The sequence below is a fragment of the Corynebacterium glyciniphilum AJ 3170 genome (assembly GCF_007673095.1).
Taxonomy (GTDB): domain Bacteria; phylum Actinomycetota; class Actinomycetes; order Mycobacteriales; family Mycobacteriaceae; genus Corynebacterium.
In genome coordinates this window covers 1-26,540 of sequence record NZ_VDYZ01000008.1, presented here as the reverse complement: position 1 = coordinate 26,540, position 26,540 = coordinate 1, and the positions used below count along the sequence as shown (strand labels likewise).

At 68.2% G+C, this 26,540-nt stretch carries 28 protein-coding genes and 3 tRNA genes; 19 read left to right on the top strand and 12 right to left on the bottom strand.

The features are described 5' to 3' along the window. The 4 genes from FS507_RS08925 to FS507_RS08910 are packed head-to-tail and all read left to right on the top strand — an operon-like array spanning window position 1 to window position 4,556. Window positions 1-1,329, top strand: a complete 1,329-nt coding sequence (locus FS507_RS08925) for an adenosylmethionine--8-amino-7-oxononanoate transaminase (protein WP_145942442.1) — start codon at window positions 1-3, stop codon at window positions 1,327-1,329. After that, window positions 1,326-1,988: a dethiobiotin synthase gene (bioD, locus tag FS507_RS08920; protein WP_145942441.1), complete on the top strand. Its 663-nt coding sequence runs from the start codon at window positions 1,326-1,328 to the stop codon at window positions 1,986-1,988. Before FS507_RS08925 ends, bioD begins: the two co-directional genes overlap by 4 nt. 59 nt (window positions 1,989-2,047) lie before the next feature. Then, window positions 2,048-3,754: a purine-cytosine permease family protein gene (locus tag FS507_RS08915; protein WP_222121400.1), complete on the top strand. Its 1,707-nt coding sequence runs from the start codon at window positions 2,048-2,050 to the stop codon at window positions 3,752-3,754. Beyond that, a complete protein-coding gene (locus FS507_RS08910) occupies window positions 3,726-4,556 on the top strand; it encodes an NAD-dependent deacylase (protein ID WP_145942440.1) in 831 nt (276 codons plus the stop codon). Before FS507_RS08915 ends, FS507_RS08910 begins: the two co-directional genes overlap by 29 nt. Here FS507_RS08910 and FS507_RS08905 read toward each other — a convergent pair. Both FS507_RS08905 and FS507_RS08900 read right to left on the bottom strand, forming a co-directional pair. Continuing rightward, window positions 4,484-5,062 carry a gamma carbonic anhydrase family protein gene (locus FS507_RS08905; protein WP_145942439.1) on the bottom strand — a complete coding sequence of 193 codons (579 nt, stop codon included), beginning with the start codon at window positions 5,060-5,062 and terminating at the stop codon, window positions 4,484-4,486. The genes FS507_RS08910 and FS507_RS08905 overlap by 73 nt on opposite strands. Before the next feature lie 30 nt (window positions 5,063-5,092). Beyond that, window positions 5,093-5,806, bottom strand: coding sequence for a glutamine amidotransferase-related protein (locus tag FS507_RS08900; RefSeq protein ID WP_145942438.1), 714 nt, complete (start codon window positions 5,804-5,806; stop codon window positions 5,093-5,095). Window positions 5,807-5,835: 29 nt separating this feature from the next. Between FS507_RS08900 and FS507_RS08895 the strand changes: the two genes are divergently transcribed. Then, window positions 5,836-6,312, top strand: a complete 477-nt coding sequence (locus FS507_RS08895) for a flavodoxin family protein (RefSeq protein ID WP_145942437.1) — start codon at window positions 5,836-5,838, stop codon at window positions 6,310-6,312. Here the strand turns inward: FS507_RS08895 and FS507_RS08890 are convergent. Continuing rightward, complete coding sequence (locus FS507_RS08890; RefSeq protein ID WP_075815324.1) at window positions 6,288-6,608, bottom strand: hypothetical protein; 321 nt, start codon at window positions 6,606-6,608, stop codon at window positions 6,288-6,290. The two genes, FS507_RS08895 and FS507_RS08890, sit on opposite strands and share 25 nt — an antisense overlap. Window positions 6,609-6,675: 67 nt before the next feature. Between FS507_RS08890 and FS507_RS08885 the strand changes: the two genes are divergently transcribed. Further along, entirely contained in the window at window positions 6,676-7,629 is a 954-nt protein-coding gene (locus tag FS507_RS08885) for an NAD(P)H-dependent flavin oxidoreductase (protein WP_145942436.1), read from the top strand. Between the two features lie 18 nt (window positions 7,630-7,647). On the opposite strand, the gene FS507_RS08880 is transcribed toward FS507_RS08885, so the two are convergent. Further along, window positions 7,648-8,217, bottom strand: a complete 570-nt coding sequence (locus FS507_RS08880) for a TetR/AcrR family transcriptional regulator (RefSeq protein ID WP_145942435.1) — start codon at window positions 8,215-8,217, stop codon at window positions 7,648-7,650. Window positions 8,218-8,281: 64 nt separating this feature from the next. On the opposite strand from FS507_RS08880, the gene FS507_RS08875 reads away from it, so the two are divergent. Both FS507_RS08875 and FS507_RS08870 read left to right on the top strand, forming a co-directional pair. Beyond that, a complete protein-coding gene (locus FS507_RS08875) occupies window positions 8,282-9,022 on the top strand; it encodes a hypothetical protein (RefSeq protein ID WP_145942434.1) in 741 nt (246 codons plus the stop codon). A gap of 47 nt (window positions 9,023-9,069) precedes the next feature. Continuing rightward, window positions 9,070-9,375 (top strand): GlsB/YeaQ/YmgE family stress response membrane protein, encoded by a 306-nt coding sequence (locus FS507_RS08870; RefSeq protein ID WP_145942433.1) that lies wholly within the window; start codon window positions 9,070-9,072, stop codon window positions 9,373-9,375. Between the two features lie 76 nt (window positions 9,376-9,451). Here FS507_RS08870 and FS507_RS08865 read toward each other — a convergent pair whose 3' ends face one another. Beyond that, window positions 9,452-10,687: an HNH endonuclease signature motif containing protein gene (locus tag FS507_RS08865; protein ID WP_260853253.1), complete on the bottom strand. Its 1,236-nt coding sequence runs from the start codon at window positions 10,685-10,687 to the stop codon at window positions 9,452-9,454. A 72-nt stretch (window positions 10,688-10,759) separates the two neighbouring features. Between FS507_RS08865 and FS507_RS08860 the strand changes: the two genes are divergently transcribed. Then, window positions 10,760-11,161, top strand: a complete 402-nt coding sequence (locus FS507_RS08860; protein WP_260853252.1) for a DUF488 domain-containing protein — start codon at window positions 10,760-10,762, stop codon at window positions 11,159-11,161. Window positions 11,162-11,164: 3 nt separating this feature from the next. Here FS507_RS08860 and FS507_RS08855 read toward each other — a convergent pair whose 3' ends face one another. Beyond that, window positions 11,165-13,591 (bottom strand): ATP-dependent RNA helicase, encoded by a 2,427-nt coding sequence (locus FS507_RS08855; RefSeq protein ID WP_145942432.1) that lies wholly within the window; start codon window positions 13,589-13,591, stop codon window positions 11,165-11,167. Next, complete coding sequence (locus FS507_RS08850) at window positions 13,584-14,276, bottom strand: DUF805 domain-containing protein (protein WP_186314623.1); 693 nt, start codon at window positions 14,274-14,276, stop codon at window positions 13,584-13,586. The genes FS507_RS08855 and FS507_RS08850 overlap by 8 nt, the downstream gene beginning before the upstream one ends. A gap of 115 nt (window positions 14,277-14,391) precedes the next feature. On the opposite strand from FS507_RS08850, the gene FS507_RS08845 reads away from it, so the two are divergent. From FS507_RS08845 to FS507_RS08835, 3 genes are read left to right on the top strand one after another with little or no spacing between them, the layout of a single operon-like run. Continuing rightward, window positions 14,392-15,870, top strand: coding sequence for an FAD-binding oxidoreductase (locus FS507_RS08845; protein ID WP_145942430.1), 1,479 nt, complete (start codon window positions 14,392-14,394; stop codon window positions 15,868-15,870). Between the two features lie 58 nt (window positions 15,871-15,928). After that, window positions 15,929-17,296: a class I SAM-dependent methyltransferase gene (locus FS507_RS08840; protein WP_145942572.1), complete on the top strand. Its 1,368-nt coding sequence runs from the start codon at window positions 15,929-15,931 to the stop codon at window positions 17,294-17,296. 16 nt (window positions 17,297-17,312) lie between these two features. Continuing rightward, on the top strand, window positions 17,313-17,915 hold the full coding sequence (locus tag FS507_RS08835; RefSeq protein WP_186314622.1) for a septum formation family protein: 603 nt from the start codon (window positions 17,313-17,315) through the stop codon (window positions 17,913-17,915). On the opposite strand, the gene FS507_RS08830 is transcribed toward FS507_RS08835, so the two are convergent. Both FS507_RS08830 and FS507_RS08825 read right to left on the bottom strand, forming a co-directional pair. Continuing rightward, window positions 17,912-18,499, bottom strand: coding sequence for a hypothetical protein (locus tag FS507_RS08830; RefSeq protein ID WP_260853251.1), 588 nt, complete (start codon window positions 18,497-18,499; stop codon window positions 17,912-17,914). The genes FS507_RS08835 and FS507_RS08830 overlap by 4 nt on opposite strands. A 35-nt stretch (window positions 18,500-18,534) precedes the next feature. Next, complete coding sequence (locus FS507_RS08825; protein WP_145942427.1) at window positions 18,535-19,617, bottom strand: histidinol-phosphate transaminase; 1,083 nt, start codon at window positions 19,615-19,617, stop codon at window positions 18,535-18,537. An 84-nt stretch (window positions 19,618-19,701) separates the two neighbouring features. On the opposite strand from FS507_RS08825, the gene FS507_RS08820 reads away from it, so the two are divergent. The 4 genes from FS507_RS08820 (at window position 19,702) to FS507_RS08805 (ending at window position 21,061) form a co-directional block, all read left to right on the top strand. Then, window positions 19,702-19,793 (top strand) — tRNA-Ser (locus FS507_RS08820). Window positions 19,794-19,971: 178 nt separating this feature from the next. Beyond that, window positions 19,972-20,044 (top strand) — tRNA-Arg (locus tag FS507_RS08815). A 106-nt stretch (window positions 20,045-20,150) separates the two neighbouring features. Next, window positions 20,151-20,912 (top strand): SDR family oxidoreductase, encoded by a 762-nt coding sequence (locus FS507_RS08810; RefSeq protein ID WP_186314621.1) that lies wholly within the window; start codon window positions 20,151-20,153, stop codon window positions 20,910-20,912. 76 nt (window positions 20,913-20,988) lie between these two features. Next, window positions 20,989-21,061: transfer RNA gene (locus FS507_RS08805), tRNA-Arg, on the top strand. A gap of 121 nt (window positions 21,062-21,182) precedes the next feature. On the opposite strand, the gene FS507_RS08800 is transcribed toward FS507_RS08805, so the two are convergent. Then, the gene (locus tag FS507_RS08800; protein ID WP_145942425.1) at window positions 21,183-21,977 is read right to left on the bottom strand and encodes an alpha/beta fold hydrolase; all 795 of its coding nucleotides are present in this window, start codon (window positions 21,975-21,977) and stop codon (window positions 21,183-21,185) included. A gap of 44 nt (window positions 21,978-22,021) precedes the next feature. On the opposite strand from FS507_RS08800, the gene FS507_RS08795 reads away from it, so the two are divergent. Next, a complete protein-coding gene (locus tag FS507_RS08795) occupies window positions 22,022-23,368 on the top strand; it encodes a hypothetical protein (protein WP_145942424.1) in 1,347 nt (448 codons plus the stop codon). Here FS507_RS08795 and FS507_RS08790 read toward each other — a convergent pair. Continuing rightward, window positions 23,315-23,986 carry a response regulator gene (locus FS507_RS08790; RefSeq protein WP_145942423.1) on the bottom strand — a complete coding sequence of 224 codons (672 nt, stop codon included), beginning with the start codon at window positions 23,984-23,986 and terminating at the stop codon, window positions 23,315-23,317. The genes FS507_RS08795 and FS507_RS08790 overlap by 54 nt on opposite strands. Before the next feature lie 10 nt (window positions 23,987-23,996). Next, a complete protein-coding gene (locus FS507_RS08785) occupies window positions 23,997-25,229 on the bottom strand; it encodes a sensor histidine kinase (protein WP_145942422.1) in 1,233 nt (410 codons plus the stop codon). 113 nt (window positions 25,230-25,342) lie between these two features. Between FS507_RS08785 and FS507_RS08780 the strand changes: the two genes are divergently transcribed. Continuing rightward, a complete protein-coding gene (locus FS507_RS08780; protein ID WP_145942421.1) occupies window positions 25,343-25,870 on the top strand; it encodes a hypothetical protein in 528 nt (175 codons plus the stop codon). Beyond that, window positions 25,870-26,490: an alpha/beta-hydrolase family protein gene (locus FS507_RS08775; RefSeq protein WP_145942420.1), complete on the top strand. Its 621-nt coding sequence runs from the start codon at window positions 25,870-25,872 to the stop codon at window positions 26,488-26,490. The genes FS507_RS08780 and FS507_RS08775 overlap by 1 nt, the downstream gene beginning before the upstream one ends. The last annotated feature ends 50 nt before the right edge of the window (window positions 26,491-26,540 follow it).

Genomic DNA, 26,540 nt, shown 5'->3' with positions numbered 1-26,540 from the left:
GTGAACAGTGTAGAACATCCGACGGACAGCTGGGACGCCTGCCGGGTCGTGGAGGCCGACCGACGGCACGTGTGGCACCCCTATGCCCCGCGACACACGGCGGCGCAGAATCTGCCGGTGGCGTACGCCTCCGGCACACGGTTGCAGCTGACGGACGGGCGCGAGGTCATCGACGGCATGAGCTCCTGGTGGGCAGCCTGCCACGGTCACGGGCACCCGCATCTCCGCGCCGCAGCCCACCGGCAGATCGACCGGATGAGCCACGTGATGTTCGGCGGTCTGACCCACCGGCCGGCTGCGGAACTCGCCGAACGGCTCACCGCCTTCGCTCACGGTCCCGGCCTCGTGGGAGACCCGCTGACGTCGGTGTTCTTCTCCGATTCCGGGTCAGTCGCGGTCGAGGTCGCCCTGAAGATGGCGCTGCAGTACCAGCGGGGTGTCGGACGCCCCGGTCGCACCCGCTTTTTGACCTGGCGCGGCGGATACCACGGGGACACACAGGGGCCGATGGGCGTCTGCGATCCCGACGGCGGCATGCACGCGCTGTGGACCGGTGTGCTCACCCCGCAGGTGTTCGTCCCCGCGCCGCCGCCCCGCGGCAGCGCTCCGGACGTCATCGACGCCTACCTCCGCCGTATGCGCACCACTGTCGAGGAGAACGACGTCGCCGCGGTCATCGTCGAGCCTGTGGTGCAGGGTGCCGGTGGGATGCGGTTCCACGACCATGCGCTGGTGACCGGTCTGCGACGCCTGTGCGACGACACCGGGACACTGCTCATCCTCGACGAGATCGCCACCGGGTTCGGACGCACCGGTGACGCGTTGGTCAGCACGGCCGCGGGCATCGTCCCCGACATTCTCTGTCTGGGTAAGGCGCTGACCGGTGGGTTCATGAGTTTCGCCGCCACGCTGTCCACCGACCGTGTGGCCGCGGCGGTGGATTCCGTCCCCGGCGGGGGAGCGCTGATGCATGGCCCGACGTTCATGGGCAATCCACTGGCCTGTGCCGTCTCTCTCGCGGCACTGGACCTGGTCGAGTCCGGGTACTGGCGGGAGCAGGTGCCGAGGATCGCCGCACTGTTGCGTCGAGGACTGGCGCCGCTACGGGACGTCCCGGGTGTCGCCGACGTCCGCGTCCTGGGGGCGATCGGCGTGGTGGAGATGACGGCCCCGGTGGACACGGCGACCGTCACCGCCGGTCTTGTCGCACGTGGGGTATGGCTGCGTCCCTTCGGGCGGATGCTCTACACCATGCCCCCGTTCACCTGTACCGACCACGAGGTCGGGCAGATCACCGACGCCATGTGCGCGGCGGTGGGTGCACGATGATCCTCCTGGTCACGGGCACCGGCACCGACGTCGGGAAAACGATCGCCACCGCGGCCCTGGCGGTCTGCATGCAGGAGGCGGGACACCCCGTCAGTGTGGTGAAACCCGTGCAGACCGGTGAACCTCCGGGACACGGGGACCTGCGTACCGTCACCGTGTTGACGGGGATCACCGACACACACTGCTTCGCCACCTGCCCGGAGCCACTGGCACCCGTCGCGGCCGCGCGACGGGCGGGTGTCGTCCTGCCCGGTCTGGATGAGACCGTGGATGCACTGCGGGGGCTCGACGGCCCGGGCCGGGTCGTCCTCGTCGAGGGTGCCGGAGGACTGCTGGTCAGCCTCGGCGACTACACCCTCGCCGACCTCGCGGTCCGGCTCGGCGCGCCGGTGGCCGTGGTGACGACGACGGTCCTGGGCAGCCTGAACCACTGCGCCCTCACCCTCGAGGCCCTGGAACGGCGCGGCGTCGACTGCCTCGGGGTCATCGGCGGCTCCGTCCCCGCTGACCCCGACACCGCGACGGCGACGACGCTCGACGCGCTCCGGTCGGCGCACCAGGCACAGTGGCTCGGCGGGATCCCCGCAGGGGTGTCGTCGCTGGACGTGGCGGCCTTCCGGGCGGAGGCGGTGCGGTGGTTGGAACTCCCGGAACTGTAACTTCCGGGAAACGCCTACGGGACCCTGCCGGAAAAACGGCGACCGTAGCGTCCTGTTCCATGACGCACACAACCCAGACAACCCAGACAGCCCAGGCGCCGGCACCGTCCCGTGCCCCTCAGGTGGCGCCCCCGGCCAGCCCGGTGGGGACCGAGGACTTCTCGTTACGGTTCGCCCCACGTCACTACCGTAGGTGGACACCGGCGGCCGTCGCGGCAAGTGCCCTGGGCGGCATCGCCTACCTCGCCGACTTCTCCATCGGCGCGGCCATCGGGGTGGAGCACGGCACCACCAACGCGGTCGGCGGCATCCTCATCGCCGCACTGCTGATCTTCATCTCGAGCTTCCCGTTGGCCTACTACGCCGCCCGCTACAACGTCGACCTCGACCTGATCACCCGTGGCTCCGGCTTCGGTTACAAAGGGTCGATCATCACCAACCTCATCTTCGTCTCCTTCACCTTCATCCTCTTCGCCACCGAGGGGGCGATCATGGCGCAGGGGCTCAAGGTCGGCCTCGGCATTCCGTTGTGGGCCGGGTACGCGGTCAGCTCACTGATGATCATCCCGCTGGTGATCTACGGTATGAAACTGCTGTCGAAGCTGCACTCCTGGACCAACCCGCTGTGGCTGGTCATGATGTTCGTGCCGTTGATCGTCCTGGTCGTCCAGGAGCCGTCTTCGGTGGGGACGTTCCTGGAGTACACCGGCGAGAACAACGCGCCCGTCTCCTTCGCCGCGATGATGCTCGCCGCCGCGGTCTGTCTGTCACTGACCGCCCAGATCGCGGAGAACATCGACTACCTGCGGTTCATGCCCCCGAAGACCGACGCCAACCGCCGTTCCTGGTGGGCCGCGGTGATCTGCGGTGGACCGGGCTGGGTCGTGCTCGGTGCGGTCAAGCAGATTCTCGGCGTGTTTCTCGCGGTCTACATGATCTCGGTCGTCGGCCAGGGCGCGGACATCGCCGTGGAACCGGTCAACCAGTTCATGACCGAGTACCGCCAGATGATGCCCGGCTGGCTCGCCGTCACGCTGGCGGTGATCCTGGTGGTCATCTCCCAGATCAAGATCAACACCACCAACGCCTACTGTGGTTCCCTGGCCTGGACGAACATCTACTCGCGAACCACCAAACGCTACCCGGGGCGCGTGTGGTTCGTGGTGCTCAACGTGTCGATCTCCCTGGCACTGATGGAGTTCAACATGTTCAGCGTGCTGAGCTTCGTGCTGAGTTTCTACTCCAACCTGGCGATCGCCTGGATCTTCACCGTCGCCGCCGACATCGTGGTCAACAAGTACATTCTCGGGATCTCCCCGAAGCGCCCGGAGTTCCGTCGTGGCATGCTCTTCGACTACAACCCGGTCGGCATCGCGTCGGTGCTGTTGTCCGGTGGGGTGTCCATCGCGATGTTCTTCGGGGCCTTCGGGGACGCGGTCGCACCGTTCTCACCGCTGTTCGCCGCGGTCATCGCGGTGGTCGTCACCCCGTTGACGGCTGTCCTGACGAAGGGGCGCTGGTACCTGCGTCGCGACTCGGACGGCATCGACCTTCCGATGGAGGACGCCGACGGCAACCCCACCGATGCACGGTTGACCTGTGCGGTCACCGGCGAGTCCTGTGAACGTCCCGACATGCTGGCCTCCGCGGTCCCGGGGCCGGACGGGGAGACCCGGTACATCTCGTCGCTGGCGCTCACCCTGGACGGCTCGGGGGAGCACGTCCTACCCTTGGAGAATGACACTCCCCGCCGAACTACCCGATGAGCTGGTCGCCGCAGTCCGCGACGCCCGACGCATCGAGGTCTTCACCGGCGCGGGGATGAGCGCCGACTCCGGGCTCGACACCTTCCGGGACGCCATCACGGGCCTGTGGAGCAGGGTGGACCCCCAGGCCCTGGCGAGCATCGACTCCTGGTCCCGCGACCCCGACCCCATGTGGGCCTGGTACCTGTGGCGCGCCGCGAAAGCGCGCGCCGCCGTCCCCCACGAGGGGCACCGGGCGGTGGCGGCATGGCAGGACATGCCCGGCGTCGCCGTGCACGTGACCACGCAGAACATCGACGACCTGCACGAACGAGCCGGGAGCAGGGACGTCTCCCACCTGCACGGCAGCCTGTTCTCCTTCCGCTGCACGCTCTGCGGTGCCCCCGCTCCCGAACCGGAACTCCCGTCCCTCACCGGCGACCCCGTCGCGCGGCTCCGTCCTCCGGAGTGCAGTATCTGCGGGAACATGGTGCGGCCCGGCGTGGTCTGGTTCGGCGAGGCCCTGCCGCAGGCGGACTTCGCCGCCGCCGAGGAATCCATGCAGACCTGCGACCTCGTGGTGATCGTCGGGACGAGTGGCGTGGTCTACCCGGCGGCGGGCCTGCCGCGGATCGCCGCGTCCCGGGGCGTCCCCGTGGTGGAGGTCAGTCCGGACGACACGGAACTCACGGCCGTGGCGACCTGGTCACTGCGCACCACTGCGGCGGGCGGTGGGTCTGCCGCAGCTGATCAGCTGAAGCGTACCTCGTCGAGGCTCAGTGCATCCTCCGGCGGCATCTGGCCCTTCGCGATGTCGACGTAGTGCCCGGCATGGGTGATGAGCCCGTCCCGCTCTTCCTGCGACAGTTCACGGCGCACCTTCGCCGGCAACCCGGCGGCGAGCACGCCGTCCGGCACGTCCTGCCCCTCCAGGACGGTGGCGCCGGCGGCGACGAGTGTCCCGCTGCCCACCGTGGAACCGCTGAGGAGCGAGGACGACATGCCGATCAGTGTGCCGTCACCGACGCTGCTGCCGTGGACGAGGGCCTGGTGCCCGACAGTGACGTCGTCGCCGAGGACGTTCGAGACACCGCTGTCGACGTGCAGGACGCTGTTGTCCTGGATATTCGTGCGTGCACCGATCCGGATCGCCCCGACGTCGGCGCGGATGACGACACCGTAGAACACGGAGGAATCGGGACCGACCTCGACGTCGCCGACGAGCACGGCGGTCGGTGCGATGTAGGCGGACGTGTGGACACGCGGCACCCGTCCGTTGAACGGCAGGATCAGAGGGCCACTGGTGCGGGGGTTCTGGTAGTTGGTCATGTTCCCCACTCTAACTACCGGTCGGCCTGCTCAGTCGATCAGACCGACCATCCGCAACCAGTCGACCACCATCTTGCGTGACGAACCGACGAGCCGCGGGGCGAACTCCGCGGTCTGCGTCCGCAGCCCGTCGACATCGACACCGTGACGGTCCAGGTCGGTGTGGTGGCCCAGCAGCCACCTCTCGAACGTGCCCGAGTCGATCTCCGGGTGGAACTGCAGTCCGAGGGCGTGGTTCGAGCGGAACGCCTGGACCGGGGTGACGTCGTCGTACGCGAGGCGCTGTATGCCGGCGGCTGCTGCCGCCGCGCCGTCGGGCAGTTCGATCCGGTCGCCGTGCCAGTGCAGGACCGGCTGGCCCTCCAGGGCGCGCAACGGGCCGGACGCCCCGGCGTCGGTGAGCGTCACCGGCGACCACCCGATCTGCATCGGCCCGACGGCGGGAACGACGCGTCCACCCAGGGCGAGTGCGAGCAGCTGCGCGCCGAGGCATACGCCCAGCACGGGACGGCCCGCGGCGTGCCGGGACCGGATGAGTTCGATCTCGTCGGCGAGATACGGGTAGTCGCCGTCCTCCGCATTCACCGGACCACCCATCACGACCAGCAGGTCGGCCTCCAGCGGGCCGGGCGGGAAGTCCACACCGGCGTCGACGTATGTCGGTTGCAGGAGAGTCTCCCACGAGCCGGCGTCCTCGAAGGAGACGTGCCGCAGGACGATGGTGCTGAGGTCGTTGTCTGCCATGGCACCCACGATACGTGCATCATGGGGGTATGGCTTATGTGTTGATTGTCCACCACAGTCCCACCGACAAGCTGCGCACGATCGCGACGACCGTCGTCGAGGCCGCCCGCGACGCGGCAGCCCAGGTCAGCGAGGAACTCGACGAATCACTCGAGGTCAGGGAGCGTAACGCCCTGGAACCCGACGGTGACGAACTGTACAACGCGGCGGCGGTGATTCTGGGCACCACCGCGAACTTCGGGTACATCTCCGGCGCGCTGAAGCACTACTTCGACTCGACGTACATCCAGAACCAGGAACGCGAGAAACTCTTCTCCTACTGGATCCGGGGCGGCTACGACACCACCGGTGCGGAGAAGGCGATGGAGACCATCGCCACCGGCTTCGGCTGGACCTCAGCCGCAGAGCCGGTCACCTTCACCGGCGACATCGAGCCTCATCTCGACGACCTGCGTGCCCTGGCGGAGAACACCGTCGGTGCCTACTTCTTGTCCGCCAGCAGGTAGGACGCGCCGGCGACACCGGCGGTGACGGTGAGCACGGCGGGCCAGGAACCCATCTTCTTCGCCAGCGGGTGTGAGAGGCCGAATCCGGCGACGTACGCGGTCGACAGTCCGGCGGTCAGGGCAGGACCCCCCTTGGCCAGCCAGGTGCGCCCGGCGTAGACGCCGGCGGCGGCGAGCAGGACTCCGCCGAGGGGGCGGATCCCGGTCTCCCGTGCGCTCACCCACCCTCCGATCAGACCGAGGGTGGTGACGGCGGCGGTGTTGACGTCCTTGGCTTTCTTCAGTGTCATGTCCATGCCTGCCAGGCTACCCTTGAGGGGTACACCGACAAGCCGGACGGGAAAAGGAAGAAGGAGGACCACCGTGACACAGCTACCCGACACGTTGCTGACGAGACTGTGGGGCATCGACCTGCCGATTATCGGCGCGCCGATGGCAGGACGCGCCGGTGGCGACCTCGCCGCCGCCGTGAGCAGGGCCGGTGGACTCGGGATGATCGGGGTGGGTGCGTCGACATCGCCGGAGTGGATCCGGGAACAGGCCGAGATCGCCGGCAGGGGAGGAAACTTCGGCATCGGACTGATGGTCTGGGCGCTGACGGACGAGGTCTTCACCGCGGCGTTGGACGCCAACCCGACCGTGGTGTCGCTGGCCTTCGGTGACCCGTCGCCGTGGGTGGCGCGCGCGCACGCCGCCGGGGTCAGCGTGGTGGCGCCCGTCAACGACATGCCCCAGGTCCGTCAGGCTCTCGAGGCTGAGGTGGATGTGCTGTGCGTCCAGGGGACGGATGCCGGCGGGCACACCGGGCGTATCGGGACGATGCCGTTGATGCAGCAGGTGCTGAACTACACCGCGGCGCATGCACCCGGTGTGCCGGTCGCCGTGGCCGGCGGGGTGGGGTCCGGACGTGGCCTCGCCGCCGTTCTCGCCGCCGGTGCGGATGCCGCGTGGATCGGGACGGCGCTGCTGGCGTCCCCCGAATCCGCGGGTTCGGACGAACTCAAGGCAGCGGCGGTGGCCGCATCATCCCGCAACACCGTGTTGACCGGGATCTACGACCGTGCCGAGCAGGTCGGCTGGGATATCGAGGCCTGGCCGACGAGGACGGTGCGCAACGACTTCGTCGACCGGTACGCCACCGACGATGCCGCGACGGATGAGGAACTTGTCGCGGCGAGGGCTCCCGGCGGACCCTACGCGGACGATCTCAAACTGCACGCCGGACAGGGCGTCGGGCTGGTGCGGCAACGGGAGCCCGCCGGGGAGACTGTGGCCCGCATGGCGCAGGAGGCTCACGACCTGCTGAAACGGTTCTGACTCTGCTCTGACTCCGCATCAGTCCGGCAGGTCGGCGACCATCGCCGCCACGGTGGCACGTGCGGACTCCTCACTGATGCGTCCCGCCATCAGCAGTGAGCCCAACCCGTGTCCGAGCGCCATCGCCGTGTCGACGATGCTTCCGGCGGTGTCCTCCCCGAGCTCCGGGATGGCTTCCAGGCATGCCCCGGTGAACTCGACACCGGTCGCGGCGAGGTGGCGACGGTACGCCGACGCGGCGGGCTCGGTGCCGGTGACGGCCATGAGCTCCATGGACACGCTGATGCGGTGGAAGGCGCAGGTCTCCTCGTCGACCGGCAGGGTGGCGGCGAAGTACCCCTCGATGACGGAACGCAGGGAGGTGCTCCTCCTGCGCTGTTCACGCCACCGGCGGATACTCCGGTCCGACAGTCGTTGCAGGGAGGCTGAGAGAAGCGTGTTCTTGTCCGTGCCGTAGTACTGGACCAGGCGGAGCGAGACACCGGCCTCGGCGGCGACGGCCCGCATGCTCACCGCCGGAATTCCTTCTCTGCCGATGAGCCGGTCCACGGCGTCGAAGATCTCGTCCCGGCGGGTCGTTGTACGCATGTACCAGATCGTATCCTGTGACTGGTGTGACGAATGCGCAGGGTCGCGTAGGGTGGAAAGTGCCATGACTGCTGCACCTGAGCACGCCCCTTGTCTTGATGTCGACCTGACAGCCACCCCGTGGCTGTACCCCGGACCGTGGCCCACCTCGTCCGGGACGCTGACTGCCGAAGGGTACTTCCCCGGTGAGGTCGGCCTGGTGGGAATCGCCGACGACCTTGACCGCACGCCTGTGGTTGCCGTCGGCTCGAATGCTTCGCCGGGGGTGATGCGCACGAAGCTTCGGAACAACGGGGTGTCCCCGGTGGTCCCGTTCATCCGGGCCTGCGTCCCCGACACGACGACGGCGTTCACCGCACACGTCAGCCCGCGTGGTTACATTGCCGCCGCCCCGTTCCGTCAGCCCGGTACACACACGACGATGTGGGTGAGTTTCCTCGACAACGAGCAGCTCGAGTGTGTGGACGAGACCGAGTCGCCGAACTACGACCGGATCCACGTCGATGACACGCTGATGCTGGACAACAGTGAGGAACTGGCCGGCTACGACATCTACCGCAGTAGCTGGGGGCTGATCCCGGACATCCAGCACCACACCGGACGTGACATCGCACCCGTGCCGTTCGCGCGCCGTCAGGCGCAGTGCCGGGTGTTCCGGCACGTGCGGGACGGGCTCGTCGGCGCGGTTCCGTCACTGCCCGACGGAAGCAGTGAGGCCGTGGTCAAGACCCTGTGGGAGGACAGGGCCCTGGCGGGTCGGGTGTCCGAGGAACTGCACGTGGTCGCCATGGATGACGGGTACTGATCGCCCCATCAGCCACATTTATGCTGAATTGGGGTAAGAACGGTGTCATGGACACCAACACTCTCATTCTTGCGGCCGGATCTGCTCCTCCCCTGAGCTTCATCGGTTGGATCGTCATCGGTGGTCTCGCCGGATGGATCGGATCCAAGATCATGGGTACCGACGCCCAGATGGGCATCATCCTCAACATTGTCGTCGGCGTGATCGGCGGCCTCCTCGGAGGCTGGCTGCTCACGCTGCTCAACGTGAACGTGGCGGGCGGCGGCTGGATCTTCAGCTTCCTCACCTGCCTGCTCGGTTCGGTCATCCTTCTCCTCCTTGTCGGTCTGGTCACCGGCAACAGGAAGCGGTAGCTGTCTTCGAACAGCCCCTGTAGCCCCTGCACCTACGGTGCGGGGGTTTTCTGACGTCGGGCGGTCAGTCGGGCGGTCAGTCGGGCGGCTCGTCCGGTTCGGCGGTACGCTCCTGCCTGTGCCGCCAGGCCCGGGCCAGTGGTCCGGTGGCGTGGGTGGTGTAGCTTCCCCCGTCGGGACTGACCCAGTCGATGGTGAACCCGTCGTCCCGGGTGGAACAGGTCCACGTTCCCTCGGTCTTCAGGCGGTGGTGGGCGCGGCAGAGTTTCTGACCGTTGCGCACACTGGTGGGCCCGTTGCTGGTGGGGTCGGTGAACGGGGAGTTCTCGATGTGGTCGTTCTCACACAGGTTCGCCGGAACGGTGCACTGAGGGAACCTGCAGGTGGCGTCGCGTCCCTCGAGGTAGTTCCGGTCCTGCAGAAGGAAAGGGTAGCCGTCGGATTCCGGGTGCTCGGCGGGGTCGACCGGAATTTCCCTGACGGTGGTCGCAGCCTCTTCGAAGCGGTCCGCTGTCCGGGCATTGATCCAACCGACATCGGCGACATATCCGGCACCGGTTCCGTGGATACCGTCGAGCGTCGCCCGGTAGAGGTTCACCCGGATCGTCATGGTCTCCGGGGTATTGCCCAGAAGCTCCATCAGGATCTGTGCCTTAAGCTGGGACGGGGTCGGTAGGGGAGTGCGTTCGTCCTCGTCGATCAGAGTGCGCTCCCGGCGCAGTCCGGCGAGCAGTTCGCGCATCCTCTTCTCCAGCCCGGCATCGATCGCCGCGCTGGTGGTCTCACACCCGGCAGTGAAGATGAAGGTGTTCCCCCGACGCCGCAGGGTCGCGGAGTCTTCCTCGGCGATGGCGGTCTCGGCGGCGAGCCCGGGGGCGATGTCCAGGATCGCCTCGTCGACGCGGTCCCGGAGCTCAGTCAGCGACACCGGCGTCACAGCATCCCGCAGCCACGGGGTGACGTGCATGTTCACCGCTGTATCCAGGTGGCCGAGGATCTCGTCCTGACGGGCGACCGGGACGGTGACCAGCTGCCGGTTGAGGCGGCCCCAGATCAGGTCGAGGTGTTCGGCGGTGACGACACCACTACCGACGACGGCGGCGAAGAGCTCGATGTTCCGGGAGGCGAGTTCACCCGAATGGGCGAACCGCAGTGCATCCGCGCGGGACCGCCCGCGAAGTGCTGTCGCGGCGGCCAGGCGCGCGTCCCGGGGGATTTTCATCAGGTGGGCGACAAGCACCATCTCCCCCTTGTTCAGGTGAAGTTGAATGGCGTCAATGTCCGTCCCGACCGTCCCCGTCGCTGTCGTCACTGTCCCCGCCCCCTCTATGTTCGTTCCTTGAAGCGTATACTGGGACACGGACACAGTCAACAGTATGTTCGAATGGCAGGGAGAAAAATGGGCAGTCTCGACATTGCACGTGTGTACGACGTCCGCAACGGTGACCACGTCGCCGGAGCGAGGTTCCTTGTTGACCGCCTATGGCCCCGCGGGGTGTCGAAGGACAGCCTTCCACTGTCAGGGTGGCCCAAGGAACTCGCTCCTTCCGCACAGCTCAGGAAGGATTTTCATGGGGACGCCCTGAGCTGGACCCAGTTCGGCGACGCCTACCGGTCTGAACTTGACCAGCGGCATGCGGACGGTGAGCTGGACGATGCGCTTACCGACATCCGGGACGAGTTGAAACAGCGGGACGTCCTTCTCCTGTTCGCGGGGAAAGACACCGAACATACGCACGCACGGGTGCTCCGTGACTGGCTGGACGGGCACATGGATGAAGAGTGACCGTCACGGATTCTCCGGCCAGGAGTGCTTCGGATAGCGCCCGCGCAGGTCCCGTCGTACGTCGCTGTACGCACCGTCCCAGAAACCGCCGAGGTCGTCGGTGATGGCCACCGGTCGGCCCGCCGGGGACAGCAGCTGGAACTGGATCCGTCGTCCCGCGATCTCCGGAGAGCGGCGCAGGCCGAAGCAGTCCTGGAGCTTCGTCGCGACCACCGCGGGGGTGTCGGTCGTGGCATCGCTTTCCGGGTAGGTGATCCGGACGGTACGCCCGCCCGGGAGCGTCAGCGACTCGGGTGCGAGCTCGTCGACCGGCTGGTCCCAGGGGACCAGGCCGCGAAGCAGACCCGCCAGGTCCGGACGCCTGCCTGCTGCCAGGTCGGGAACCACGAAGTCCACGAACTTTCCGTCGCCGTGGCGCACGTCGGGATACCCGGGGACCCCGTGGTTGTGCAGGTACTGGATGCGTCGTCGCAGATCACGGGCATGCTCGGACCATTCGAGGACGTCCAGGCCGTGGGCCTGCAGGCCGGACCGCACCGCAGTGGCCCGGTCGTCGGCGCTGATCTCTTTCGCCGGCACCGGAGTGGAGGACAGCTCGATCGCGCCGAGACGTCGGACCCGACGAGCCTGGAGTTTCCCGGCGACGCCTCCAGGAAGCCACGTGCACGTCACCTCGTCGGTGAGCAGGGGCGCCGCCGCGGCGAATGCGAGGTCGCGAGGCAAGGGGACTGCCGTGTGGACGACGGCGTCGGTGGCTCCGCCGGGACTCCTCGACAAGTCGGCGACCGCAATCCATTCGCCGGAGGGAGCCCGACCGTCCCGCCACACCACGCCGGTGCCCGAGGCCGTCAGGTAGCGGGAGGAATCGTCGACCCGTCGGGCGATCAAACCGGGGAATGCGCAGGCCAGGGTATAGGCTACGGCGTCGTCCCCGGACAGGTCCGGGGTCTTTGTGGCGGTGGGGGAGAGCAGCCGTTGGAAACGCCGTGCCACCGGGTCCTGTAGCCGGACGGCGCGGACGGCGGCGGCGAGGTCGGGTACGCGGGTGCCGTCGTCCACCACGCTGAGCACGGCAGCGACGGTACGCACGTCCACCCGGCGGCATGCCTCGAGTCCTCCGCGGGCGATCCGCGGGTCCGTCGGGATCGCCGCGAGTCGGCGTCCGACGTCCGTGACATGACCCCGCGCGTCCACCGCACCGATGGACTGCAGCGACCGTTCCGCCGCCTCCGTCGCCGCCGACGGGAACGGATCGGGCAGCGGCAGGTCCGCACCCCGGGGAGATCCCCAGCATGCGACGTCCAGCAACGCGCCGGTCAGGTCGCTGGTCGTGACCGCCGGCGGCGCATGCCCGGGAGCCTTGGCGAACTGTTCGGCGGTGATGCACCGGTACACCGTCCCCGGCCCTTCGCGTCCGGCCCGTCCGGCGCGCTGGGTGCAGGACGCCTGGCTCGCCGTCTCGGTGACGAGGACGGACATGCCCCGGGTCGTGTCGCGCCGGGACACCCGTGCCAGGCAGGAATCCACGACGACCCGGACCCCGGGGACCGTGAGGGAGGATTCCGCGACGTCTGTCGCGACGATCACGCGGCGTTGCGCGTCGTCATGCCCACCGACGACGCGGGACTGCTCGGCCGTCGACAACCGCCCGTGCAGCGACGAGGCGGGAATACCCCGGGACGACAACCCGGCGGACACGGTCTCGGTGTCTCTGATCGTGGGGACGAAGGCGAGTACGTCACCCCCTGAGCTCGCCGTGTCGTCCAGAGCCTGTCGAACCGTGGCCTCCACCAGATCGGCGACGGCGTGGCGCGCCCGACGGTCCCGGTTGACCATGGACGTGGCGGAGTCGGCGTACCTGATGTCGAGCGGGTGGATGGGGGAGGGGACGTCGACCAGCGGTGCCGGGCCGCCCGACCCACCGAGCAGCGTCGCGAAGCGCGACGCCTCCACCGTCGCCGACATGGCGACGACGGTGAGGTCGTCCCGTAGCTCCCGCACCTGGGCGAGCATGGCGAACACGAGGTCAGACTCGAGGTGCCGTTCATGAATCTCGTCGATGACGACCGCGGCGACCCCGTCCAGGTCGGGGTCGGCGAGCAGCCGCCGGAGCAGGACGCCCGGGGTCACCATCTCGATCACCGTGTCGGTGCCGGTCTTCCGGTCGCCGCGCACGGCGTAGCCCACCTCGCCGCCGAGTTCGGTCCCGCGTAGGGCGGCGATCCTGGCGGCGGAGCCGCGTGCGGCGACGCGCCGAGGCTGGGTGACGATGACGCGCCCCGGTGAGGTCTCCATGACGTGTTCGAGCACGTACTGGGGAGCCAAGGTGGTCTTGCCCGTGCCCGGCGGGGCCTGGACCACAGCGGTGCCACCGGCACGCAGGGCATCCAGCAGGGCGGCCCGTCCGGCGGCGAAAGGAAGGTCAGTCATCGGTGACAGGATAGTCCGCACGACACGAGTAGATCAGCGAGGACAGGTAGACCACGGCGAAGACGCCTCCGAATGTGGCTGCGCAGGACATGTAGCCCCAGGCGCCCTGAACGTTGTGCAATGAGGCACCGGCGGACTGCTCTGCGAGGTAGACGTTGTTGAGTCCTGCAACGAAACAGACCGTGGTGGCCAAGAGAAGAGCGATCTGGAGAAGCATCACGAAGAATGCGAACGACGGGGCGTTGCTCCGTTGCTGGGGGTCCAGGACGTCGGGATCTTCCCACACAGGTCTCATGCGTTCCGGCGAGCTCGGTTGCGCCGCCAGTACGAGCAGGGTGATGGCGCCGACCAGGGGGACGAAAGCGACGAATGCCCACGGTCCCGCATATCCGGCATCGTGGAGTCTCCGCCAGACCAGTGACAACGCCGGGAGGAACAGGACGGCATAGAAGATTCCGGTCAGTATGAGCGATACCCGTGTCGTCGGGACGCCGGTGATGTCTTGCATGATGCCGAATACGATATACATCACTGCAAACGCCAGTACCGGGAACCAGAACTCACGGCGGGAGGACCGTCCTTTGAAACGGGCCCAACGGGTGAAGAACCGCTTGACCGCGCGAGTGAAAGACGCGCTACAGTCTGCGCGTGACAGTGACGGTTCGACCGTCGTGGCGTGACCCATGATGGTTTTCCTGACCTGACGCTGAGAGGTTGTGCCTGGGACGCTGGATGTGGGGGTCATTGAACGGGTGGACCCATCCACACACTAACGCCGGTGAGGTCTACAGTGGCTACTTATGAGCCTGAAGGAGAAAGCTGTGACCGTCGCCGGCAGGATCACCGACGCGGTACGCATAGGAAATGGACTTGACCAGCGGGATCTCGCCCCGGTCGGATGGTACGCACACGAGCAGGCCGTGGAGCGACTGAAGGCCAGTTTCGACGCGGTTCCCGCCGGCCGCCGCGTGCGGTTGGCGAAGAAGACGTCCAACCTCTTCCGCGGACGTTCGGGTGAGGCGGTCGGACTCGACGTGTCGGGACTGCACGGCGTCATCGCCGTCGACCCCGTTGAGGGCACCGCGGATGTCCAGGGAATGTGCACCTACGAGGATCTGGTGGATGTCCTGCTGCCGTACGGACTGGCACCGACGGTCGTCCCGCAGTTAAAGACCATCACCCTGGGTGGTGCGGTGACCGGCATGGGCGTGGAGTCCACGTCCTTCCGCAACGGCCTGCCGCACGAGGCCGTACTGGAGATGGACGTCCTCACCGGCACCGGGGACATCCTCACCTGCTCACCGACCCGGAACACCGACCTGTACCGCGGCTTCCCCAACTCCTACGGTTCGCTGGGGTACAGCGTGCGGTTGAAGGTGCGGTGCGAACAGGTGGAACCCTATGTCGACCTGCGGCACGTGCGCTTCGACGATGTCCAGTCGCTCACCGACGCCCTCGACCGCATCGTCGTGGACAAGGAGTACGACGGTGAACGCGTCGACTATCTCGACGGTGTGGTCTTCAGCCTGGAGGAGAGCTACCTCGTCCTGGGACGGGCGACCAGCGAACCGGGCCCCACCAGTGACTACACCCGCGAACGCAGCTACTACCGCTCCCTCCAGCACCCGTCCGGCGTCCTCCGCGACAAGTTGACCATCCGCGACTACCTCTGGCGGTGGGACGTCGACTGGTTCTGGTGCAACCGGGCCTTCGGCACCCAGAACCCCACCATCCGTACCCTGTGGCCCCGTGACCTGTTGCGGTCGAGCTTCTACTGGAAGATCATCGGCTGGGACCGCCGCTTCGACATCGCCGACCGGATCGAAGCACACAACAACCGGCCCGCGCGCGAACGTGTCGTCCAGGACATCGAGGTCACCCCCGACAACCTGCCGGAGTTCCTCACATGGTTCTTCACCCACTGCGAGATCGAACCGGTGTGGCTGTGCCCCATCCGGCTGGCCGACGACTCGGGTGAACGGACACCGTGGCCCCTGTACCCGCTGTCACCGGGCGACACCTGGGTGAATGTGGGATTCTGGAGCTCGGTGCCCGTCGACCTCATGGGGAAGGACGCCCCGACCGGGGCCTTCAACCGGGAGGTGGAGAGGGTCGTCTCCGACCTCGGTGGACACAAGTCGTTGTACTCCGAGGCCTTCTACTCTGAGGAGCAGTTCGCCGCCCTGTACGGCGGCGACCGTCCCGCACAACTGAAGGCGGTCTTCGATCCGGACGACCGGTTCCCCGGTTTGTACGAGAAGACCGTGGGCGGCGTCTGACGACACGCCGCGACACGTACGACAAGCACGATTACGCACGATGACCAAGAGGAGAGAGATGAGCAGGGGATTCACGCCGCTGACAGTGGGACAGATCGTGGACAAGGTCATCACACCGCCGGCGCCGTTCCGGGTGACCGCCTTCGACGGATCCACCGCCGGGCCGGCAGACGCAGACCTGCAACTGGAGATCACGTCGCCGGACGCGCTGGCCTATATCGTCACCGCGCCCGGTGACCTGGGACTGGCCCGTGCCTACATCACCGGAAGCCTCCGGGTCACCGGTGACGAGCCCGGGCACCCGTACCTCGTCTTCGACCACCTCCAGCACCTCTACGACCAGATCCGACGTCCCTCGGCGAAGGACCTGCTGGATATCGCCCGTTCGCTGAAGGCGATGGGGGCGATCAAGCTGCAGCCCGCACCGGAGCAGGAGACGCTGCCCGGGTGGAAGCGGGCCATCCTCGAGGGGCTGTCCCGGCACTCTCCGGAACGTGACAAGGAGGTCGTGAGCCGCCACTACGACGTGGGCAACGACTTCTACGAGCTCTTCCTCGGCGACTCGATGGCCTACACCTGCGGCTACTACCCCGAGTTCGAGGGAGAGCACCAGATCACGGGTCCGTCCGGTGACTGGGGATACGACAACTGGGAGAAGGGGACGGCAGCCAACGGGCCGCTGACCCAGGCGCAGGACAACAAACACCGTCTCGTCTTCGACAAGCTGCGGCTCAACCCGGGTGACCGACTGCTGGACGTCGGCTGCGGGTGGGGCGGCATGGTGCGGCACGCCGCCCGTCAGGGCGTCAAGGCCATCGGTGTCACCCTCTCCCGGGAACAGTACGAATGGGGCAAGGCCAAGATCGAGGAAGAGGGCCTCCAGGACCTCGCCGAGGTCCGGTGCATGGACTACCGTGACGTGCCCGAGTCCGACTTCGACGCGGTCAGCGCCATCGGCATCCTCGAGCACATCGGCGTGCCCAACTACGAGGACTACTTCACCCGCCTCTTCGCCAAGCTTCGCCCCGGCGGCCGGATGCTGAACCACTGCATCACCCGTCCGCACAACAGGAAGACGAAGACCGGCCAGTTCATCGACCGCTACATCTTCCCCGACGGGGAGCTCACCGGCTCGGGCAGGATCATCACGATCATGCAGGACACGGGTTTCGACGTCGTCCACGAGGAGAACCTCCGGCCGCACTACCAGCGCACACTGCACGACTGGTGTGAACTGCTGGCAACCAACTGGGACCAGGCCGTCCATCTCGTCGGTGAGGAGACTGCCCGCCTGTTCGGTCTCTACATGGCGGGGTCGGAGTGGGGCTTCCAACACAATGTCGTCCAGCTTCACCAGGTCCTCGGAGTCAAACTGGACGAGGCGGGGAATTCCGGGGTGCCGGTCCGTCAGTGGTGGAAGCCCTGACGGTAACGTCGGCAGGATGAGGACGATCACCAGAGGCGCTGCGGTGGCGGTGCTGTGTACGCCGTTGCTGCTCGGTGCGTGCACCATCGGCGACGCGGGGCAGGCCGACGAGACGACGACACCCGTCGTGGACACCGAAGCGCCGCCGGACAAGCCCGTGCCGGAATCCGGTCCTGAAACCGGGTCTGAATCTGAGGCGCCGGAAGACCCCGACCAGCCCGATGCCGAGCCGGTGGAGACCGATCCTGACGCCCCGGGCGCCCGGGGCCTGGCGATCGGCGACTGCGTGGCTGACATGGACCAGCTCGACGGTACCGGCGACATCGATGTCGTCGACTGCGGCGGACCCCATGCCGGCGAGGTGTACGCGCAGGTGGATATCGCGGGTAAGAACCTCTTCCCCGGCAATGAGCCGTTGGGGCAGGAGGCCGGCGCGATCTGCGGGGGCGACGCCTTCACCGGCTATGTCGGTATCGGATTCCCCGAGTCATCGCTGGACGTCGTCACGATGATGCCGTCCAAGGAGAGCTGGGCGCAGGAGGACCGGACGGTGACCTGTGTCGTCACCGACCCCACCCTCGAGCAGATCGACGGGACCCTCGAACAGAGCTGGCGCTAACGCTCCAGCAGGGTCACCAGTTTCTGCCGGTTGGACTCCTCCAGGTGCGCGACGGTGAGTGCCCAGGCGTCTGCACCGGGGAGACGGAGCCGTCGGTCGATGTCCTCGCCGAGGGCCTCGACCACGGCCCCGATGTCGGGGCCGGTGCGGGGAGGGATCATCGTCACAGCCTCCGGCGAGCCCCATACCGCCGGGTCGGCGATGAACAGGTGCCCCTGCGCCGCAGCATAGCCCAGGGCTGCCTCGCGCAGATCGGACAACTGTTCGTCGGAGACGTCCCCGGCCGCCCAGGCGTCCTCGACGAGGGGGACGCGGTCGACCGGCCGGTGGGATTCGACGATGCCTTCCACCAACGGGGTGGGCAGGGTGACCAGGGCCCGTGACGCCGCCGAGTAGACGTCCGCCGCATCGAGATACGGGCGTCCGACGACGATGGTGCGGGCCAGCTCGCGGCTTGCGGTCATGAAGGACAGCAGGGTGGTCAGTTGCTCTGCCGGGGCCGAGTTGAAGCTCCGGACGTCCCGGACCGCCGGAGAGGCTGCCGGGCGGGTGGCGAACAGCGGGGAGAACGGTGGTGTGTACATGGTGCCCATCCTCGCCCGGGGGTGTTTCCGGGCGGTTACCGTCGTGGGAAGAACTCCGGCGCCAGGGCGTCCAGCGCCTCGACGACGACATCGGTCTCGGCGGCGTCGGTCACGGTGACACGCACGCCCTCCCCGTCGAAACAACGCACGGCGATGCCGTACCCGGCGATCGCCTCCTCGAAGGCGCGTGCCCGCTCCCCGAGGTCAAGCCACACGAAGTTGGCTTCTGACCCGATCCGCCAGTCCTCCGGGATGTGCTCCAGGACGCGGGTGCGCTGGGCCACTGTCTCGTCCGTGCGGGCGAGCAGTTCGTCCTTCGCCCCGATGCTCGCCACCGCGGCGGCCTGCGCGACGGCGTTGACGCTGAACGGGATGCACACCTTGTTCACCGCCTCGATGAACTCGGCGCGACCGACCAGGTAACCGACACGCAGGCCCGCCAGTCCGTAGGCCTTAGAGAACGTCCGCGCGACCGCAAGATTCGGGTAGTCGGCGAGCAGGCCCAGCCCGTCGGGGAACCCGTCTTCGCGGACGTACTCCACGTACGCCTCGTCCAGCAGGACCTGGACCTCGGACGGGACGGCGTTGAGGAAGGTGATGAGTTCCTCACGTGTCACCGTCGTGCCCGAGGGGTTGTTGGGGTTGCAGACGATCACCAGACGCGTCTTCTCCGTGACCGCTGCGGCCAGGCCGGGGAGGTCGTTGCGGTGGTCCGGGGTCAGCGGAACCTCCACGGCCTCGGCGCCGGCAACCCGGGCGAGGATGGGGTAGGCCTCGAAACTGCGCCACGGGTAGACGACCTCGTCGCCGACCTCGCCGCCGCGGCACGTCGCCTGGACGGCCTGCTGGATCAGGGCGGAGGAGCCGGCACCCACGGCGATGTTCTCGGCGTCCAGGAGCAGCGACGACGGGCCTGCCAGCCAGTCGGCGATGGTGCTGCGCAGTTCATAGGCGACCATGTCCGGGTAACGGTTCGCGCTGGCCAGCGCCTCCGCTGCCGCGCGGGTGACCCCCGGCAACGGGCCGAGCGACGACTCGTTGCTGGACAGCTTCAGCGGAAGTCCGTTGGGGCTGCCGGGGACGTACGGGGGCAGGGTGGAAAGGTCGGCACGGATCATGGGTTTCAGCCTAGTCTCCGGGTGATTTTGATCTGATGCGGGGGCCTGATGTATCGTTCGATGCGTCGTCACACGTGACGGCATGGAGGCGTGCCAGAGCGGCCGAATGGGACTCACTGCTAATGAGTTGTCTGCTTAACGGCGGACCGGAGGTTCAAATCCTCTCGCCTCCGCCACTTCAGTTTCCTCAGGCTTTTCGTGAGGACGTGTCGTCAGCCGTCCGGTTCTTGTGGTGAGTTACCGGACATTCAGGGCGCGGTCCCGCTATACGGGGTGTGTGGTGTACCCCGGGATCGCGTGACACGTCCCGTCTGGTGGTGTGCCGGGGATTCTGGAGTCGCTGGAAACAGCGTCGCGCCCGTAGCTCAACGGATAGAGCATCTGACTACGGATCAGAAGGTTGGGGGTTCGAATCCCTCCGGGCGCACGCTTTTCTTGGGTTGAGCCCCCTGTCAGCGATGTTTCGGCATCGCGGACAGGGGGCTCACTCGATTCCGCTCCGTGGGCGAGGGGAGCGCTGCTACCGTCGCCCTATGACCCCTTTCACCACACTGATCACCGGTGCCAGCTCCGGGCTCGGAGCCGAACTCGCCCGCCAGTCCGCCGCCCTCGGCCACGACCTCGCCCTCTGCGCCCGCAGGACGGACCGGCTCGACGAACTGTCCGCCGAGATCACCTCGTCCTGCCCCGGCGTCTCGGTGCGTACCTATGCGCTGGACGTGACCGACCCGGACGCGGTGCGCACCGTCTTTCAGCAGGCGGAGGACGATGCTGCCGGGGGTCTCGACCGCATTGTCGTCAACGCCGGCCTGGGTAAGGGACGCAAGATCGGGTCCGGGCAGCCGGAGGCGAACCGGGAGACCGCCACGACCAACGCCCTGGGTGCTCTGGCGCAGGCGGAGGCGGCCATGGAGATCTTCCGCGCGAAGAACGCCGGTCACCTCGTCCTCGTCTCCTCGGTGACCGCCCTGCGCGGTAACCGTAAGGCCATGACGACCTACGGGGCGACGAAGGCATTCGTGGCGAACCTGGGAGAGGGGCTGCAGTCGGAGATGCTGGCGTCCGGCGTGCCCGTCGACGTGACCGTCCTACTGCCCGGGTACATCCGCTCGGAGATGAACGAGAAGGTCGAGCAGAAGACCCGCTTCATGGTCGACACGCAGACCGGGGTGCGCTCCATGATGGCGGCGATCGAGTCACGGAAGCGCCGGTCGCTCGTGCCGGGCTGGCCCTGGCGGTTGATCGGCCCGGTGCTCAAGGTCATGCCGCTGAAACTCGTGTCCAAGGTGGTGTAAACGGATGCCAACCTGGTGCTTTGGCGCTTTCCAGGTCGGCGTGTAGGCTGTAGTCTCGTTGCAGAGATGCAGCGGCGCGCCCGTAGCTCAACGGATAGAGCATCTGACTACGGATCAGAAGGTTGGGGGTTCGAATCCCTCCGGGCGCACACGGGAAGCCCCCGGGCCAGAGAAATCTGACCCGGGGGCTTCGTTTCGTTCCCGGCACAGAGACCTCCGGTTGGTTTTTCCCGACAGGACCAACCCCAGGCCTCTGTCCGGGCGTCCACCTCAGCGACGGAACTTCGCGGCGGTGTGCATGAAGGCGCCGATGACGTCGGGCCACCGGGCCACGTCCTGCGGAGAGTAGGCGGTCAGCAGCTGTGACCCCGGCAGGAGAGCATGGAGTTCCTCGGCCACGGCCACCGGATGCGCCGGGTCGCCGATCCACGCCAGGATGAGGGTCGGGATACGCCGTTCGCCGAGGGCGGCGATGCGGTCCCGGGAGGGCAGGTCATTGCCCGCGGCGCCACGGAAAACCGTGGGCAACAGGGCCTCCGGGACGTCCGGCATGGTGAACGGCACTTCCGTGCTGCGTGCCGGCGGGGCGGGTTCGGCACGGGTGGTCTCGGCATAGGCGGCCAGCCCGTGGTCCTCGACGAACCGGGCGGAGCGTTCGTACATGCCGGCCCGGTCACCGCGCAGTTCCCATGCCGTCGGGGGAATGCACAGCGTCATGGAGGCGTAGCTCTTCCCCGCCGCCGCAGAGGTCAGGATCGTCGCCGCACCCATGGACTGACCGACGGCGTGGACCGGCGCGTCGGGGGAGAACTCCTCGCTGACGTGCTCCAGGTCCTTCGCCAGCGCGGCCCACCGGTAGGCCGCGGGATATTCGGGCCCCGGTGACCGGCCGTGTCCGCGGGCGTCATAGCGCAGGACGCGCAGCGCGTCCTGACCTGCGGTGAGGTCGAGTCCGAGGGCGACGTCGCGGGCGCGGCTGGACGTCAGCCCGTGGAGCTGGACGACCGGGGTGCCGTCGACGGGGCCCCAGATGTCGTGGGCGAGGGTGTCTAATGCGTGACTCATGCAGGAAATCCGTACGTAATCCCACGGCCCTATCGTCCGTGGGTATGAGACTGACAACTGTAGCCCGTATGGAGCTCGCCGCAGGGCAGGTGCACGTGTTCGAACCCACCGTGGCCGCCGCCCCAGGCAGTGACGCTGCCGGGAGCACCCCCTCCTTCGACCAGGCCAGGCATGCTGCCGCGGGGTCCCGTCCGGGAAGTTGGATGGCCGTGGCCTTCGCCGTGCCGCCGGTGGGGCGGGGACGCCTCGCCGAGGCATGGCGGCGGGTGGTGCAGCGTCACGGGACATTGCGCACCGTCCTGCGGCAGGAGGGCGCGCAGGTACGGGTTCACCCCGTGGAGTTCACCGGGGGACGGTGGGAGCGTGTCGGCGACGGCACCTCGGACCCCCGCACCGTCCTGAGGGGCGTGTTCGACGTGGCCTGCGAGCCTTTCGGGACACCGTCCCACCGCCTGGCGGTCGTGGACCACGGCGACGGCACCTGCACAGCGGTGATCGGCCTGGACCACAGTCACGCGGACGCCTGGTCGTTGCTGGTACTGGTACGTGACATGCTCGCCGCGTTGGACGACGGCGACGAGCTCGCACCGGTGCCGTCCTTCGCCGAGCACACCCGGGCCCTGGAGGCCCTGCCACCGGCCCCGGACGACATTCGTGACCGGTGGCGCAGGATCATGGACACCCGTGACGGGGAGATGCCGGTCTTCCCGCTGAGCCTCGGCGACATCTCCGAGCCCCGTGACGAGGTCGTGGAGGTCATCGACGTGCTGGACGCGGACGGGGTGGCCCGCCTGGAGGCCGTCGCCGCCCGACGGGGCGTCCGGCTGCTGCCGTTGGCTGTCAGTGTCCTGACCAGGGTCAACCGGGACATGCATGCCGGTGCTCTGCGTGCCGTGTTCCCTGTCCACTCCCGTCGGGGGCCGGCGGACGACCCGGCACGGTGGGCGGACTCGGTGGGGTGGTTCATCACCAACTCTGTGCTGGAGTGCGACTCCACCGACCCGTCCGACTGCGACACGGCCGTGCGCGAGGCCATCGCACTGGGCTCCTACCCGCTGGAACCGTTGCTGCGGCCGTGGGGAGGGATGCCCGACACCCCGGGCATGTTCGCGCTGTCGTGGTTGGACAACCGTCGGCTGCCGGTGCAGGTGCCGGCGGAGGCCCGTCCCCAGCACGTGTCCGCGTGGATCCGGACCGCCGGGGTGATGGTGTGGTTCGTTCTCAACGACGACGGTATGCACCTGCGCGTACGCTACCCGGGGACACCGTCGGCGGTGATGAACGTCGGGGAGTGGGCACAGCGGGTCGCCACGGGGTTGCGCGCGGTCGCAGGCGGGTCAGACGACCCCGTTCTCGTAGGCGAAGACCACGACCTGAGCCCGGTCGCGTAGCTGCAGCTTCTGCAGCACCTTCCGGACGTGCGTCTTCACCGTCTCCTCCGAGATGAACAGGGCGGTGGCGATCTCGGCGTTGGAGCGTCCCGTCGCGATCTGTTCGACGGTCTCGAGCTCCCGGGGCGTCAGCGACGCGATGTCGGTGGACGCCCGACGGGGTGGGGTGCGCGGCGAGCGTGCGACGGCGTCGGCGATGAGGCGGCGGGTGACCGTCGGGGCGAGCAGCGCCTCGCCGGTGACGGACAGCCGGACGGCCCGTGCGAGCTCGTCGGCGGGCGCGTCCTTCAGCAGGAACCCCGAGCAGCCGATGCGCAGCGCCTCGTAGACGTAGTCGTCGAGGTCGAACGTGGTGAGCATGATGATCCGTGGGGCGGGGTCCAGGCCGAGGGACAGGATGCGTCGGGCGGCCTCGAGCCCGTCCATCACCGGCATGCGTACGTCCATGAACACCACGTCCGGGCGCAGACGGGTCACCTGCTCGACCGCCTGTGCGCCGTCGGCGGCGTCCCCGACGGCGGTGATCCCTTCACGTGAGTTCAGCAGGGCGGCGAATCCCTGACGCACCATCGCCTGGTCGTCGACGACAAGCACGGTGGTGTCGGATTGCGCGGTCATGTCCGACACGTTACCGGGCACCGAGGGGGACCCCGGCGGTGACGGTGAAACCGCCGTCCGCGGCGGGAAGCGCTGTGAAGGTGCCGCCGACGGTGCGCACGCGGGCGGACATGCCCTGGATCCCCGCGCCACCGCTGTGTTCCGGGGGGACGAGGGCACCGGCGGTGGCCGGCCCGTTGTCCACGGTGAGCGTCGCCCATCCGTCCTGCAGGGACAGGTCGACCAGCACCGTGCCACCGGGGGCGTGGCGGGAGGCGTTCGACAGGGACTCCTGCAGTACCCGGTGCAGGACGATCCCGGTCGTGTCGTCGAGCGTGGCTGCCGCAGGGTCGATCGTCCAGGTGATGTCCATCCCCGCCCGACGTGCCGCCTGCAGTGTCGGACCGATCTGGTCGGAGCCGACCGGCGTCGTCGCCCCGGACTCGGCGTCGCTGCGTAGCACGCCGAGCAATTCGCGGACCTGGTTGAGTGCTTCGCGTGCGGTGTCGGACAGGGAGTCGAACTCGGCATGGATCGCCGGGGTGACGCCCTGCAGACGGTAGGGGGCGGACTGCGCCTGCACCACGATCATGGACATCTGGTGTGCAACGACGTCATGCAGGTCCCGGGCCAGACGGTTGCGTTCCTCGGCCATGACCCGCATCTCGGACTGCTCACTGGTCCGGGTCTCCTCACGGCGCAGGTCCCGCCGGGACGCCAGCAACCAGCGGAGCAGCAGGCACACCACCGTCCACACCAGCGTCCCCACGATCCACCCGACGACGACCTCCCCGGGGTTGAACAGCATCAGCGCCAGGGTGCCGGCCAGGGCGACGGCGACGGCGTCACGTGAGCCGCGCACCACCACCACAGCCAGGGTGAACGCCAGGGCGAGGTGGAACGGCACCGGCCAACCGAGCATGAACGCCGGCTCGGTGCGCAGCGGCACACTCACCAGGCAGGCCAGCGCCACCGCCAGCCATGCCGGCCAGGGCCGCCACAGTGACGCCAGCACCGGCCACGTCCCCATCACCGCCAGCAACGGGACGATCGCGGCGTGCAGTGAATGGGTCACGAAGTACGTCGGCCAGGCGACGGCGAAGAGGATCGCCGTGAAGACGACCACGAGGAACAGGACGAGCGGGGGAACACCGGCATGGGCGGCGGCACGGTCCAGCACGTTCCGCACCGGACGGACCACCGGGGCCAGGCGGGAGGTACGGGACGTGCGGGTCGGGGAGGCCGGGTTCTTCGTGCGTCTCATGGAAGAGACGCTAGTCGGCGGGCGGGTGACCCGGATCCCCCTGGAGAGTGAGATCCACAATCACTCCACAGAGGGATCCCCGCGGTGGACCCCGCTCCCTAGCGTTCCGGACCATGACACGCAGCAGAAGGATCCTCGCCTCCGCCTCCCTGGTGGCTGCCGCCCTGGTCGTCGGGGCCGCCGTCCCGCCCGTCGGTTCGGCGGCCGAGCCGAGCCCCGCCGTACGCACCGTCGGCGCGATCGCCGCCGCCGACACGCTCGCCGCGGGTGTGACGGGGACGTCCTACTTCCCGGAGGACCTGGTCGCCGAACTCGGTTACCGGCCGGGCACACAGGACGGGCACGCCACCAACCCTGGCGGGGACTGCTCGTCGCCGGTGCCGCTGCCGGCCTCCTTCGAACCGGCGTGCATGACCCATGACCTCGGGTACGACCTGCTGCGGGTCGCGGACCGCACCGGCGAGACGATTCCGGAACACACACGCCGCGACCTCGACCGGCAGATGGCCGAGCAGATGCGGGCATCCTGCGACGGGGCCGCCGGATGCCGGGCGATGGCAGGCGTCGCCCACGCCGCCGTCGCGGCCAACACCCTGCGGCAGCACAACGGCGCCCCGGTCGAGGAGTGGTTCCCGTGGTGATGCAGCAGGACAGGGTGCAGGCGCCGGCGACATCGGAAACCCCCCGCGCCCGACGACGCTGGGTGCTGCTCCTGATCGGGCTCATCCTGTGGCAGGCAGCGGGACCGCTGGCAGGGGCGGCATGGTGGGCCTTCGACGAGGGGCCGCTGATGCAGCACCCCCGCGACATCCTCACCGAGACCTCCCCGGTGGGCGCGGTGCGTGTCTTCGGCGACCACCCCGGGAAGGACGCCGATGTCGCGGCGAGGGAGACCGTCGACGCGCTCGTCGCGGACGGGGGATTCGCCAAGGACGTGGTGATGATCGCCCTGCCGACCGGCTCCGGCTGGGTCGACCCGGACCAGGTCGACGCCGTGGAGGACTGGGCCGACGGCGACGTCGCCACCGTGTCCGTCCGCTATGCCCGCACCCCTTCGGCGGTGGCCTACCTGATGCGGCCCGACCTCGCGGCGGCCTCCGCGACAGCGTTGCTGCAGGAAGTGCTCGACCGGATTGAGGGACTACCGGAGGACCGGCGTCCGGACGTGATCGTGCAGGGGCAGAGCCTCGGTGTGGGGGCGGGTACCGCGGCCGTGGAGAACGTGACCGCGCCGGTGGCGGCCCAGTTGTGGCGTAGATGATGGTTGGTGTGGGAGCCGGTGTGACCCCCTAAGTGGCTGACCCCGAGCCG

Coding starts and splice junctions, on each gene's coding strand:
- bioD (WP_145942441.1), top strand. CDS start 1,326: ATGATCCTCCTGGTCACGGGCACCGGCACCGACGTCGGGAAAACGATC.
- FS507_RS08915 (WP_222121400.1), top strand. CDS start 2,048: ATGACGCACACAACCCAGACAACCCAGACAGCCCAGGCGCCGGCACCG.
- FS507_RS08910 (WP_145942440.1), top strand. CDS start 3,726: ATGACACTCCCCGCCGAACTACCCGATGAGCTGGTCGCCGCAGTCCGC.
- FS507_RS08905 (WP_145942439.1), bottom strand. CDS start 5,062: ATGACCAACTACCAGAACCCCCGCACCAGTGGCCCTCTGATCCTGCCG.
- FS507_RS08900 (WP_145942438.1), bottom strand. CDS start 5,806: ATGGCAGACAACGACCTCAGCACCATCGTCCTGCGGCACGTCTCCTTC.
- FS507_RS08895 (WP_145942437.1), top strand. CDS start 5,836: ATGGCTTATGTGTTGATTGTCCACCACAGTCCCACCGACAAGCTGCGC.
- FS507_RS08890 (WP_075815324.1), bottom strand. CDS start 6,608: ATGGACATGACACTGAAGAAAGCCAAGGACGTCAACACCGCCGCCGTC.
- FS507_RS08880 (WP_145942435.1), bottom strand. CDS start 8,217: ATGCGTACAACGACCCGCCGGGACGAGATCTTCGACGCCGTGGACCGG.
- FS507_RS08875 (WP_145942434.1), top strand. CDS start 8,282: ATGACTGCTGCACCTGAGCACGCCCCTTGTCTTGATGTCGACCTGACA.
- FS507_RS08870 (WP_145942433.1), top strand. CDS start 9,070: ATGGACACCAACACTCTCATTCTTGCGGCCGGATCTGCTCCTCCCCTG.
- FS507_RS08860 (WP_260853252.1), top strand. CDS start 10,760: ATGGCAGGGAGAAAAATGGGCAGTCTCGACATTGCACGTGTGTACGAC.
- FS507_RS08855 (WP_145942432.1), bottom strand. CDS start 13,591: ATGACTGACCTTCCTTTCGCCGCCGGACGGGCCGCCCTGCTGGATGCC.
- FS507_RS08850 (WP_186314623.1), bottom strand. CDS start 14,276: ATGGGTCACGCCACGACGGTCGAACCGTCACTGTCACGCGCAGACTGT.
- FS507_RS08845 (WP_145942430.1), top strand. CDS start 14,392: ATGAGCCTGAAGGAGAAAGCTGTGACCGTCGCCGGCAGGATCACCGAC.
- FS507_RS08840 (WP_145942572.1), top strand. CDS start 15,929: ATGAGCAGGGGATTCACGCCGCTGACAGTGGGACAGATCGTGGACAAG.
- FS507_RS08835 (WP_186314622.1), top strand. CDS start 17,313: ATGAGGACGATCACCAGAGGCGCTGCGGTGGCGGTGCTGTGTACGCCG.
- FS507_RS08830 (WP_260853251.1), bottom strand. CDS start 18,499: ATGTACACACCACCGTTCTCCCCGCTGTTCGCCACCCGCCCGGCAGCC.
- FS507_RS08825 (WP_145942427.1), bottom strand. CDS start 19,617: ATGATCCGTGCCGACCTTTCCACCCTGCCCCCGTACGTCCCCGGCAGC.
- FS507_RS08810 (WP_186314621.1), top strand. CDS start 20,151: ATGACCCCTTTCACCACACTGATCACCGGTGCCAGCTCCGGGCTCGGA.
- FS507_RS08800 (WP_145942425.1), bottom strand. CDS start 21,977: ATGAGTCACGCATTAGACACCCTCGCCCACGACATCTGGGGCCCCGTC.
- FS507_RS08795 (WP_145942424.1), top strand. CDS start 22,022: ATGAGACTGACAACTGTAGCCCGTATGGAGCTCGCCGCAGGGCAGGTG.
- FS507_RS08790 (WP_145942423.1), bottom strand. CDS start 23,986: ATGACCGCGCAATCCGACACCACCGTGCTTGTCGTCGACGACCAGGCG.
- FS507_RS08785 (WP_145942422.1), bottom strand. CDS start 25,229: ATGAGACGCACGAAGAACCCGGCCTCCCCGACCCGCACGTCCCGTACC.
- FS507_RS08780 (WP_145942421.1), top strand. CDS start 25,343: ATGACACGCAGCAGAAGGATCCTCGCCTCCGCCTCCCTGGTGGCTGCC.
- FS507_RS08775 (WP_145942420.1), top strand. CDS start 25,870: ATGCAGCAGGACAGGGTGCAGGCGCCGGCGACATCGGAAACCCCCCGC.